The organism is Actibacterium sp. 188UL27-1, from assembly GCF_016901225.1.
Lineage (GTDB): Bacteria > Pseudomonadota > Alphaproteobacteria > Rhodobacterales > Rhodobacteraceae > 188UL27-1.
Genome location: NZ_JAFEUL010000009.1, coordinates 51,311 through 62,901, shown reverse-complemented (window position 1 = coordinate 62,901; position 11,591 = coordinate 51,311). Strand labels below are relative to the sequence as shown.

General features: G+C 58.5%; 10 protein-coding genes. 6 read left to right on the top strand and 4 right to left on the bottom strand.

The genetic code is table 11. The features are described 5' to 3' along the window. Nucleotides 1-39: 39 nt before the first annotated feature. Genes urtB through urtE form a run of 4 tightly spaced genes read left to right on the top strand, consistent with a single transcriptional unit; the run spans nt 40 to nt 4,665 of the window. Nucleotides 40-2,001 carry an urea ABC transporter permease subunit UrtB gene (gene urtB / locus IU397_RS13210; RefSeq protein ID WP_370541684.1) on the top strand — a complete coding sequence of 654 codons (1,962 nt, stop codon included), beginning with the start codon at nt 40-42 and terminating at the stop codon, nt 1,999-2,001. Nucleotide 2,002: 1 nt separating this feature from the next. After that, entirely contained in the window at nt 2,003-3,229 is a 1,227-nt protein-coding gene (gene urtC / locus IU397_RS13205) for an urea ABC transporter permease subunit UrtC (protein ID WP_204414274.1), read from the top strand. Further along, the gene (gene urtD, locus IU397_RS13200) at nt 3,226-3,966 is read left to right on the top strand and encodes an urea ABC transporter ATP-binding protein UrtD (RefSeq protein ID WP_204414272.1); all 741 of its coding nucleotides are present in this window, start codon (nt 3,226-3,228) and stop codon (nt 3,964-3,966) included. The genes urtC and urtD overlap by 4 nt, the downstream gene beginning before the upstream one ends. Nucleotides 3,967-3,969: 3 nt before the next feature. Further along, nucleotides 3,970-4,665, top strand: coding sequence for an urea ABC transporter ATP-binding subunit UrtE (gene urtE / locus IU397_RS13195; RefSeq protein ID WP_204414271.1), 696 nt, complete (start codon nt 3,970-3,972; stop codon nt 4,663-4,665). A gap of 67 nt (nt 4,666-4,732) precedes the next feature. Here the strand turns inward: urtE and IU397_RS13190 are convergent, their stop codons facing one another. From IU397_RS13190 to IU397_RS13175, 4 genes are all read right to left on the bottom strand, one after another. Beyond that, the gene (locus IU397_RS13190) at nt 4,733-5,113 is read right to left on the bottom strand and encodes a pentapeptide repeat-containing protein (RefSeq protein WP_204414270.1); all 381 of its coding nucleotides are present in this window, start codon (nt 5,111-5,113) and stop codon (nt 4,733-4,735) included. A 139-nt stretch (nt 5,114-5,252) separates the two neighbouring features. Further along, on the bottom strand, nt 5,253-6,083 hold the full coding sequence (locus IU397_RS13185) for a 4-(cytidine 5'-diphospho)-2-C-methyl-D-erythritol kinase (RefSeq protein WP_370541691.1): 831 nt from the start codon (nt 6,081-6,083) through the stop codon (nt 5,253-5,255). Between the two features lie 33 nt (nt 6,084-6,116). Next, entirely contained in the window at nt 6,117-7,829 is a 1,713-nt protein-coding gene (locus tag IU397_RS13180; protein ID WP_370541683.1) for a tetratricopeptide repeat protein, read from the bottom strand. 135 nt (nt 7,830-7,964) lie between these two features. Further along, nucleotides 7,965-9,617: an electron transfer flavoprotein-ubiquinone oxidoreductase gene (locus tag IU397_RS13175; protein WP_204414267.1), complete on the bottom strand. Its 1,653-nt coding sequence runs from the start codon at nt 9,615-9,617 to the stop codon at nt 7,965-7,967. 403 nt (nt 9,618-10,020) lie between these two features. On the opposite strand from IU397_RS13175, the gene greA reads away from it, so the two are divergent. Beyond that, nucleotides 10,021-10,491, top strand: coding sequence for a transcription elongation factor GreA (gene greA, locus IU397_RS13170; protein ID WP_204414266.1), 471 nt, complete (start codon nt 10,021-10,023; stop codon nt 10,489-10,491). Between the two features lie 26 nt (nt 10,492-10,517). Then, a complete protein-coding gene (locus IU397_RS13165) occupies nt 10,518-11,564 on the top strand; it encodes a hypothetical protein (RefSeq protein ID WP_204414265.1) in 1,047 nt (348 codons plus the stop codon). Nucleotides 11,565-11,591: the final 27 nt, after the last annotated feature.

Genomic DNA, 11,591 nt, shown 5'->3' with positions numbered 1-11,591 from the left:
TATTTTTACCAATAAGAAAGTAAGGGCGAGGATCCTTGCATGGGGCGGAGTGCGATGAAGGGTTTGCTGGCGGCATTTGTAGTTTGGTTGGCCTGTCTGGGGGTGGGGTGGGCCGATCTGCAGGATGTGCTGCAGGACAATCGGGCCGCGATCGAGAAGGCGAGCCGCAAGACTGTGGACGCTGTTCTGGCCGATATTGCTGAGCGAGGCGGGTCTGAGGGGGCAGCGTTTCTGGAGCAGTGGCAGGACAAAGCTGTGTGGCAGCGCAAGGCAGATGGGCTGTTTTTCTATGTCGAAACCGATGACAAGCAAACCTATCAGCTAATTGACGTCTCTTCCGGCGCGGTTGTGGGCGAGGCGGGTAAGCGAGACCTGAAGAATTTAAAGCCCAATTCCGGGGTGCGCGGGGTGATCGGCTCTGCCTTGGTGGAATTTCAGTTGAGCGATCCAGAGCCACGGCGGCGTATGGCGGCCTTGCGCGCGATTGAGAGGCGCCCGGATAGGAGCCAGCTGGAACCATTGCGCAACTCAATGGTGGATGAGCCGGATGCGGAGATCAAGAGGCGCAAGGAGGTGTTGTTGGCGCTGCTGACTGTGCGCTTTGGCGCGGATATCGCCGAGCGGGTGGCCGCCGCTGAGGGGATGCGCGATAAGTTGAGCCTGGAGACGCGGGCGGCGTTGAACCCGCTTTTGGCCACAAGGCGGGTGGTATCTATCGACGGGCCACCGGACGATGCCAATGTGGCGCGCAAGCTGCGCGTGGGCAGTGAGGATCTGTCGGAAGATGCTGCCTATCAGATGCTCGTCTCTGCTGAGCTGGCCTTGCCCGATATTGGGGCCGAGGCGCGCAAGGCGGCGTTGATTGCAAGTATCGCCGAGGGCGCGGTGGGCGGCGTGCCGGTTGCCGAATTGGATAGCGATGTGGCGCGAGAACGGGCCTTTGCGGTCTTGACCGCCGAAGGTTTGGCCCCCCCGTCGGTCACTGCAGAAGAGCGCGAGGCGGCGTTACGCGCCCATGAATTTTACGAGGTTTATACCGAACCCTCTGCCGAGGTGACGGATGCCGTGCAGGGAACATTGGGTATCATCAACCAGCGCGTCGCGTTCTACCAGGTGCTGGACCTGAGTTTGGACGGATTGAGCCTGGCGTCGATCTATTTCCTGGCGGCCATCGGCTTGGCGATCACCTTTGGTGTGATGGGGGTCATCAACATGGCCCATGGTGAGTTCATCATGATGGGCGCCTATACCGGTTATGTGGTGCAGTTGTTTGTGCCCGATTACACCCTGTCGATCCTCTTGGCACTGCCACTGGCCTTTGCGGTGACCTTTGGTGCGGGCGTTGCGATGGAGCGGTTGGTGATCCGGTGGTTGTACAATCGCCCGCTGGAGACATTGCTGGCGACGTTTGGTATTTCGATTGCGTTACAGCAGTTGGCCAAGAACATCTTTGGTACGCAGGCGCGGCCTCTGACTTCCCCAGCGTGGTTGGATGGTGCCTGGGTAATGAACGACGTGGTGAGCGTCAGCTATATCCGGATTGCGATTTTCGGGCTGGGGCTGATCTTTTTGTTCCTCTTGCTGTTCATCCTGAAGCGAACGCGGCTGGGATTGGAGGTGCGGGCGGTGACGCAGAATCCGCGCATGGCGGCGTCGATGGGGATCAATCCCGACAAGATCAACATGCTGACCTTTGGTCTGGGGTCGGGCATTGCCGGGATCGCGGGCGTGGCGATTGGTCTTTACGCCAAGGTAACCTCTGAACTGGGATCAGACTATATCGTGCAGTCCTTTATGACGGTTGTTGTGGGCGGTGTGGGCAATATCTGGGGCACGCTTCTGGGTGCCACGTTGATCGGGTTCCTGCAAAAGTGGATCGAATGGTTCAACCCATCGAATACCCTGGCCGCGCAAACCTTTATGATCGTGTTCATTATCATCTTCATCCAGTTTCGGCCCAAAGGGATCATCGCCCTGAAGGGCCGTGCGGCGGGGGATTAACATGCAACGTAGTTTTTTCGCCAGGAATCCCTCTGTTCTGATCTTTATTGCTTTGCTTGCGGTGTTCACCCTGACCGTGACCGTGATGTCAGAGGCGATGGGGATGGGGGTTCTGTCGACCTCGTTCATCAAGACATTGGGCAAGACGCTGTGCCTGTGTCTGATTGCAATCGCCATGGATCTGGTCTGGGGCTATTGCGGTATCCTGAGCCTGGGGCATTTCGCTTTCTTTGGGTTGGGCGGCTACATGATTGGCATGTGGCTGATGTATGAGCGGACTAAGGGCATCGTGCTGGGCAGCCTGGAGAACGCACCCTTGCCGCCGACACCGGAAGAGGTGCGTGATGCGATCGGCACGCAGATCTTTGGCGTTGTCGGCGGGGCCGAGATCCCGATGATCTGGTTCTTTGCCGATAGTCTGGCGGCGCAACTGGCGTTGGTCGTACTGGTGCCGGGGGCGTTGGCGTTGATTTTTGGATGGCTCGCGTTTCGCAGCCGGGTGACGGGTGTTTACCTGTCGATCTTGACGCAGGCGATGACCTTGGCCCTGTCGCTCTACCTGTTTCAGAACGATAGCGGGTTGCGCGGAAATAACGGGCTGTCGGGTCTGCAGAACATCCCCGGCTTGTCGGGTATGTCCCAGGCTTGGGTGTCGTTGTGGTTCTTGTGGGCCTCTGCACTGGCCTTGGGGTTGGGCTATTTGATGGCGGCCTGGGTCGTGTCGGGCAAGTTCGGCAGCGTGATCCGTGGGATCCGCGATGACGAAGCACGTGTGCGGTTCCTGGGCTACAATGTTGAGGGCTACAAGCTGTTCGTGTTCACGGTAACGGCGATCATCGCTGCTGTCGCGGGTGCCTTGTATTACCCACAGGCTGGGATCATCAATCCGGCGGAGATTGCGCCGATTGCGTCGATCTACCTTGCGGTTTGGGTCGCCATTGGGGGACGCGGTCGCTTGTACGGGGCGGTTATCGGGGCGGCTTTTGTCTCCCTCTTGTCCAGTTGGTTCACGGGCGGCGGTGCGCCGGATGTGAACCTTGGCTTCTACCGGATCCAGTGGACAGATTGGTGGCTGGTGCTGTTAGGTTTGTCTTTTGTCGCGGTGACACTGTTCGCGCCCAAGGGGATGGGCGGGTTGTTCGACTACCTGGTGCGCAAGCCCATGCCCGACCGCCCTGGTGCGGATCTAGGCCCTGATCAGGGATCGCGCCGGGAGGTGGAGCAATGAGCACGCTGTTGGAAGTATCCGGTGTTTCCGTCTCGTTCGACGGGTTCAAGGCGATCAACAACCTGTCGTTTCAGATCGCGGATGCCGAGCTGCGCGCCATCATCGGCCCGAATGGCGCTGGCAAGACCACGTTCATGGACATTGTGACTGGCAAGACGCGGCCCAATGAAGGGCGGGTGATCTGGGGGGACAAGTCGGTGTCGCTGCTGAAGATGTCTGAAAGTCAGATCGCGCGCGCCGGGGTGGGGCGCAAGTTTCAGCGGCCAACCGTGTTCGAGGATCAGACCGTGCGGGAGAACCTGGCCATGGCGCTTCGCAATGACCGTTCGCCTTGGGCCGTGCTGTTTTACAAGAAAACGACCGATGGCGCCGCACGGATCGAGGCGTTGGCCGATGAGATCAACCTGACGGCGCAGCTGACCCGCAAGGCCGGCGAGTTGAGCCACGGACAAAAGCAGTGGCTGGAGATTGGAATGCTGCTGGCTCAGGACCCGAAGCTGCTGTTGGTCGATGAACCGGCGGCGGGCATGACCCCGGCAGAGCGCGATCATACGACCGACATTCTGAAAGAGGCCGCCAAGACCCGCGCTGTGGTGGTGGTGGAGCATGACATGGATTTTGTCGAAAAGCTGAACTGCAAGGTGACCGTGCTGCATGAGGGTTCGGTTTTGGCAGAAGGCAGCCTGGCCCATGTCACAGCCAACAAAGATGTCATTGACGTCTATCTGGGGCGTTAGGCGATGCTGAACATTAAGGACCTGACCCTACATTACGGCCAAAGCCAGATCCTGTACGACGTGGATCTGGAGGCGCAAGTGGGCCAGGTGACCTGCCTGATGGGCACGAACGGGGTTGGCAAAACGTCCCTGCTGAAGGCGATTGCGGGGGCGCATCCCCGGTCGGGTGGCTCTGTGACGCTGGACGGGGAGACGCTGGGCCGGGCGTCATCGCAGGTGCTCGCCCAAAAAGGCGTGGCTTACGTGCCCCAGGGGCGGGAGATTTTTCCGCTGATGACGGTGCGCGAAAACCTGGAAACAGGCTATGCCTGTTTACCCAAAGGGGAACGGCGCGTGCCAGAGGAGATCTACGAGCTGTTCCCGGTTCTGAAAGACATGACCGCCCGGCGTGGCGGAGACCTTTCCGGCGGGCAACAACAGCAGTTGGCCATTGCGCGCGCGTTGATCACCAAGCCCAAGCTGCTGTTGCTGGATGAACCGACCGAGGGGATCCAGCCCAACATCATTCAGCAGATCGGCCGCGTGATTGAATACCTGCGCTGTGAAGGCGGCATGGCGATCATCCTGGTTGAACAGTTCTTTGAGTTCGCCCACGGCCTTGCCGATGAGATCACGGTGCTGAAACGCGGTCGTGTGGTTCTGTCCGGGGCGAAGGGCGATCTGGACAAGGGTGAGGTCCTGTCGGCTGTGTCTGTTTAGGCAGAGCATAGGCGCCGTGGCTACCCAACATGCGACCGCTGTTGGACCGGACAGGGATCGATAGCGTTCAGTTTTGCGATTTTTCGTAGGCGTGGAACAAGTCTGTCACCAGAACCCCATTGATCCGCATGCCCGTCAAATCGGCATCCTGAATGTCCGCATGGGCCAAGGTGGCACCACGGACCGTCAGTTTTGACAGGTTTGCATTGGTGATGGCAGCGCCCGATAGGTCGACGTTGTTAAAGCGCCCATTTGCCAGGTTCACGTCGTCGAAATCCACATCTTGCAGATTGGTATCGGTGAACTTTGCCTTGGTCAGGACCGCGTAAAATCGGGCATCTTCAAGGTTTACGCCGTCAAAGTTTGCGCCTGCCATATCGGCACGTTTGTAGTGAACGCTTTGCATTTGCGGTCCATCAAACGGGTTGGCGTGTTCCTGTTCGCTCATCATAGCGTCCTTTGTTGATCTGGGCTGCGACGAATGGGTGACGCGCCAATTTCATAGGTCTCAGACTAACAGATCCAGGTGCGAGATGTGTCGGATACGTGCACATCCGGCCATGTGCGGCATGACCAGGCCGAGAGAGCTACGATAGTTTGGCCGCCTGCGCCCACCACTGACGTTGGTTTGCGCAGAGACCTATCTGCGCAACTTTTGCCGCGACTTCATCCGTAAATAGACCAAAGCAGGTGGCGCCAGAACCGGACATGCGGGCGGTCAGGCAGCCGGGCTGCAATCGAAGCGCTGCCAGAACATCGCCGATAACCGGCTGAATGGTTCTGGCGGGCGGCTCCAGGTCATTGCGTTGGGTGTCCAGCCAGGCCGCAAGATCCGTAGCCGTTTCCCAGTTTGGCAGATCGGTTGGCATGGGCGCGTTCTGCTTGGAGGTCAGCGCTGCAAAGACGGCTGGGGTCTGCACTTCGATCCGAGGGTTCACGAGGACTGCCCAGACCGGAGGTAGGGTGGGCGCGTCGAACAAGACCTCTCCAATGCCTTGCATTCTGGTGACACACGGGTTGAGGCAGACGGGCACATCCGCACCGAGCGCCATTATTTGATCCGGTGGCGGGAGTGGCTTGTCCCAAAGGCGCGACAGGGCGCGGAGTGTTGCGGCGGCGTCTGAGGATCCGCCTCCAACTCCAGCGGCTGCAGGTAGATGCTTGTCAAGGGTCAGCATCGCACCGGGCCCATCCCCCATGGTCATCGCTGCCCGCAAGACAAGATTGCCGCCATCAATGGGGATCCCGTCGCGAAACGGGCCATCCACCGCAAGCGACAGACCAGGTGCTGCGCGGGCCGTGATCTGATCGCCGATATCGGCAAAGGCGACAAGACTGTCGAGCAGATGATACCCGTCGTCGCGCTGACCCGTCACATGGAGGGTCAGGTTGATCTTGGCCGGTGCAAAGGCGCGGATAACGGTCACGGGACGGTGCCCGATCCGGGTGGGTTAACCTTCGTCAGCGGCAACACGTAGCGGTGGTTCACCTTCTTCGGCCAAAACCTCGTCCAGACCGACCTCAAGCTTGCGACGAATACGCTCGGCTTCTTCGGGTTCAGGATCAAAAGACATGGCGCGATTCCACTGGAATGCGGCTTCGATCTTGCGACCCACAGCCCAGTAAGCGTCGCCTAGGTGATCATTGACGATCGGGTCGACTGGCATCAATTCGGTCGCACGTTCCAAATGGGTCACGGCTTCCTCGTACCGGCCCATCCGATACAGGACCCAACCCAGACTGTCAGTGATGTAGCCGCTATCGGGTCGGGCTGCGACGGCGCGTTGAATCATCTCCAGCGCCTCTTCAAGATCCGTCTGCATCTCGACCATGGAATAGCCGAGATAATTCAAAACTTGCGGCTGATCAGGGCGCAATTCCAGCGCCTTGCGGAAATCCGGCTCGGCTTCGTTCCACTGATCCGTGCGCTCATGGGCAATCCCGCGGGCATAGAACACGATCCAATGGTTTTCCCGCGGATCGTCGATCAGTTCGATGGCAGCATCATAGGCGACGGAGGCTTCCCCATAGCGTTCCTGCTGGCGAAGCACGTCACCCAACGTGATATGGACAGCGGGCAGACTGGCATGGGTTTCAGTCAGTTGTTTCAGCACCTCGGTCGCGGCGTCAGGTTTGCCCGAGCGGCGCAATGCCTCCGCCCGGCCCAGTTCCGCAGCGTGGTAGGCGGGGTGATCGCGTTGAACGCGATCATAGGTTTCCGTCGCGAGGTCATATTGCTTTTGGGACTCCAACAACCCGGCGGTCAGCAGGATCGCATCGGTATGGTTGGGGCGCAGATATTCCGCGATGCGCGAATAAAGCAGGGTATAGCTGTCAGCGGCTTCGCCACGCAGGGCGCCGGCCACGGTATAAAAGACCTCCGCCAGTCCGTCATTGCCGCTGCTGATCTGGGTGAAAGGCAGCTTTTCCCCAGCGCCCAGACTTTCCACCAACTGGCTCAAACCGGGGTCCAGATCAGTGCCGTAGGCGCGTGTGATGATGTCGAGCGCGTCTTGGTTTCGGTCCAGCTGGCTTAGAACTTGGGCATAGGCCATGGTGCCGCGGCGGGTCAGCCGCAGCGGGCCGCCTTCGTCACCGGCGAAAATCGCGTCGGCCTCTTCGAACTTGCCCATCGCAGCCATGGCCAGTGCTTTGTGATACAGGCCAAAGGCTTTCAGACCGGTTGCACTGGCTGCTTCGTCAAAGGCAGCCGCGGCCGCGGCCGCATCACCCAAGGCAACATGGCCCCAGGCCTTCACCAAGCCGTCCACAAGGGGGCCAATGGACCGTCCGGCTTCAAGATCATCCAACGCTTGCCGGTAATTTTCGTCATTCAGTTGCCCAGCCAGGACGATCATATGACCGACTTGGCTGTCGATCCCGCTAATCTGCATCTGCCGCGCGATCGGAACGGCCCGTTCGACTTGCCCCAGCCCGGTATAGGCAAGGACGGCGTTTTCCAGCAGCATCGGGTTGGTGCGGTCGCGGGCCAGCGCCTTGATGTAGTATTCCGCAGCGGCACGATGGTCGCTAAAGAAACTCGCATGACGCGCGGCAAGATAGGCGCCTGCCAACCCTTGATCTTGGGCCAGTGCCGGAAGGGCAACTGACGTGCTAAGAGACACAGCAAGAGCGACGGATACGTTACGGACCAGTTGGCGCAAGACAGACCTCATAAGGTTACGATCACGCAACCCTAGCGATCACAACATGGCAAAACAATGGAACAGGCGTACCCGGAACGCAGGGTTAGGTCACAAATTGCGGGTTTTTAGCAACATTGCACACGAAACCGGCACTTACATGTTTGGATAGTTAGGCCCATCACCACCTTGTGGCACGGTCCAGGTAATGTTCTGGCTTGGATCCTTGATATCGCAGGTCTTGCAGTGAACGCAGTTCTGGAAATTGATCACGAACCGCGTGTCCTTGCCTTCCTCCTCGACAAACTCGTAGACGCCAGCGGGACAATAGCGGGCGGACGGGCCGGCATATTCGCGTAAGTTGATGTCAACCGGAATGGTGGCATCGCCAAGTTTCAAATGTGCTGGTTGGTGCTCTTCATGATTGGTCATGGAGAAGCTGACATTGGTCAGACGATCAAAGCTAAGCGTGCCATCGGGTTTGGGATAGTCAATCGGCTGATAGGCATAGTGTTTTTGCGTGGCTTCTGCGTCATTCTTGCCATGCCGCAAAGTACCGAGGACAGAGAAACCGAATAGGTTATTCGTCCACATATCGAAGCCGCCAACGGTCAGCGACGTGCCAAGGCCATAGTTCGACCAGAGGGGTTTCACATTGCGTACGGCTTTCAAGTCCTTGCCGACGGGGCCGGTACGCAGTTCGGTCTCATACGTGTCAAGGATGTCACCGGCGCGGCCAGCTTTGATCGCCTCATGCGCGGCTTCGGCTGCAGCCTTGCCCGACAACATCGCGTTGTGATTGCCCTTGATCCGGGGAACATTCACCAGACCGGCAGAACAGCCCAGTAATGCGCCGCCGGGGAACGCGACCTGCGGGATCGACTGATAGCCACCTTCACTGATCGCGCGCGCGCCATAGGCTACACGCTTTCCGCCTTTCAGCAGTTCGGCCACCATCGGATGGTGCTTGAACCGCTGGAATTCCATGTAGGGGAACAGATAGGGATTTTCGTAGTTCAGATGCACGACGAAGCCGACATAAACCTGGTTATTGTCGAGGTGGTAAATAAAGGATCCGCCGCCAGCATTGTCACCCAGGGGCCAGCCCATCGTATGGGTCACACTGCCTTCGCGGTGCTTTTCGGGGTCGATCTCCCAGATCTCTTTCATACCAAGGCCAAATTTCGGGACGTCGCATTTGGCATCCAGATTGTACTTGGCAATCGCTTCTTTCGATAGGGACCCGCGCACGCCTTCGCTCAGGAACACATATTTCCCGTTCAGAACCATCCCAGGCTCATAACCGTCCCCGGGCGTACCGTCGGAATTTTTGCCGAATTCACCTGCGACAACTCCTTTCAACTCGCCACCCTCGCCATAGATCATTTCGGAACACGCCATGCCGGGGAAAATCTCGACACCCAGTTCCTCGGCCTGCTCTGCCATCCAGCGGCACACATTACCCATGGAGACGATGTAATTGCCATGGTTTGACATCAGGGGGGGCATGACAAAATTGGGGATCCGGATCTGGCCCGCCTCTCCCAGCAGAAAGAAGTTGTCATCCGTTACGTCTACCGTGATGGGCGCGCCCTTCTTCTTCCAGTCGGGGATCAAGGCATTCAGGCCAGCGGGATCAAGAACGGCACCCGAAAGGATATGCGCACCGACCTCAGACCCTTTTTCAAGCACAACCACATTCAGATCAGTGTCCAGCTGTTTCAAGCGGATTGCCGCCGACAGACCCGCTGGCCCTGCACCCACGATCACGACGTCATAATCCATCGCCTCACGCTCAATCTCAGCCATCTTTAACCCTTATCCCATTGCGGGCGGCCCGCCCATGGACCTCCGTGTTGCGTGTAGATATCGGAGCGTTTTGCGTCACGTCAATCAAGACGCGGCAACATAACGCTGCGACATCGTCAAAACCTGATTTCAAGCACTCAATTCCCTCGTAATGGCCCCACAATCTTTCCAAATGTTATATTTCTGGCTGCCTTTTTCAGGTGCGATGGCACTGGGATCTGCCATTCGTCGATGAGCCACTCATGAATTGAGACGAAACACCGCCTCCCGCCGACAATCAGCTTTCAGTCGGAAGGCATGCCAGGCGAAAAACCCCTGTTGCTGCACCCTTGACTTTCGCGTGATGGCTTGAGTTAAACGGTGGGTCTTAACCGACCATCCCGCGATCAGATAAGGCCGTTCCATGGAAAAGATCCCGATGACCCGCGCGGGTCACACCGCGATTGATGAAGAACTAAAGACGCTGAAATCGGTGGAACGTCCGGCAATCATCAAGGCCATCGCCGAGGCGCGGGAGCATGGGGATCTGTCGGAGAATGCGGAGTATCATTCCGCCCGCGAAAAGCAGAGCTTTATCGAAGGACGGATCAAAGAGCTGGAAGGGCTGCTGAGCTTGGCTGAGGTGATTGACCCCACCAGCCTGTCCGGCGCCATCAAGTTTGGGGCGACGGTCACCATCGTTGATGAAGACACGGACGAAGAGAAGACTTATCAGATCGTCGGAGAACCAGAGGCAGATCTGGAACGTGCCCTTCTGAACATCAAATCGCCGATTGCCCGTGCCCTGATCGGCAAGGAAGAGGGCGATAGTGTCGAAGTGCGGACCCCGGGCGGCGAAAAGAGCTACGAGATATTGTCGATCCGCTATATCTAAGGCCACCGCTGGGAGGTGTCGCCTTTATGGCCAATGATGAAAAAGCGATGCTGGGACAGGAGCGCATGGAAACGGCGCTGGACCATGAATATTCCGAGGCCGAGGAACGCCGGTTCGGCTCGCCTGAACTGATTGCTTCGGCCTTGTCAGCCGTGTGGATCGTGTTTGTGGCGGTGTTCTTCCTTGTCATCCCGACAGAGGAAGGGTCTGGTGGCTTTGATCCATTCACGTTCGTCATGATCCTGACGGCGGTTTTTATGCCGGTCGCCTTGATCTGGGTCGGTGCGTCGGCTGCCAAGAGCACACGGATCATCCGGGCGGAGACGTCGCGCCTGCAATCCTCGGTCGATGCGATGCGGTCGGCCTATGTGCAGGGGCAACAGACAATCACCAACGTGAGCAATGTTGCCGTTGAAAAAAAGCTGGATGAGATCGCAAATGCGCAACGCCAGACGGAGACTGCACTGGAGGCTTTACGCGCGTCTTCCGGGTTTGCACCGGAATTGCCTGCCAATTTGAAATCGGCCTTACCGCGTGGACAGGTCGTCCCCGATGGCCAGCCCTCGCTTGCGCTTGGAACACCGGCTGAGGCGCTGGAGCAGCCGATCTCTGTCGAAGATTTCATTCGAGCAATTCATTTTCCCGAAAGCGAAGATGATCAGCTCGGTTTCAATGCCTTGCGTGTCGCGTTGCGGGACCCCGGTGTTGCCGGACTGGTGCGATCAGCCCAAGACGTGCTTACCTTGCTCAGCGAAGACGGCATCTACATGGATGATCTGATCCCCGATCGAGCCCGCCCTGAGATCTGGCGCAGATTTGCCAAGGGCGAGCGTGGGGGCGTGGTGGCGGATCTGGGCGGAGTGCGCGACCGATCCTCGCTTGCCCTGGCGGCGGGTCGGATGAAGCAGGATCCGATCTTTCGCGACGCGGTACACCATTTCCTGCGCAAGTTCGACAAGACACTGTCCGAATTTGCCGAGGTTGCCAGCGATAGCGACATGGCGGCCTTGGCGGAGACGCGAACTGCGCGGGCTTTCATGCTGTTGGGGCGGGTGTCGGGCACCTTTGATTGAGGTCGCTCACTGGGACATTGCTGGACA

Excerpts from the sequence above, each read along its gene's own strand:
- urtD (WP_204414272.1), top strand. The coding sequence starts at position 3,226 with ATGAGCACGCTGTTGGAAGTATCCGGTGTTTCCGTCTCGTTCGACGGG.
- IU397_RS13190 (WP_204414270.1), bottom strand. The coding sequence starts at position 5,113 with ATGAGCGAACAGGAACACGCCAACCCGTTTGATGGACCGCAAATGCAA.
- urtE (WP_204414271.1), top strand. The coding sequence starts at position 3,970 with ATGCTGAACATTAAGGACCTGACCCTACATTACGGCCAAAGCCAGATC.
- IU397_RS13175 (WP_204414267.1), bottom strand. The coding sequence starts at position 9,617 with ATGGCTGAGATTGAGCGTGAGGCGATGGATTATGACGTCGTGATCGTG.
- urtB (WP_370541684.1), top strand. The coding sequence starts at position 40 with ATGGGGCGGAGTGCGATGAAGGGTTTGCTGGCGGCATTTGTAGTTTGG.
- greA (WP_204414266.1), top strand. The coding sequence starts at position 10,021 with ATGGAAAAGATCCCGATGACCCGCGCGGGTCACACCGCGATTGATGAA.
- IU397_RS13165 (WP_204414265.1), top strand. The coding sequence starts at position 10,518 with ATGGCCAATGATGAAAAAGCGATGCTGGGACAGGAGCGCATGGAAACG.
- urtC (WP_204414274.1), top strand. The coding sequence starts at position 2,003 with ATGCAACGTAGTTTTTTCGCCAGGAATCCCTCTGTTCTGATCTTTATT.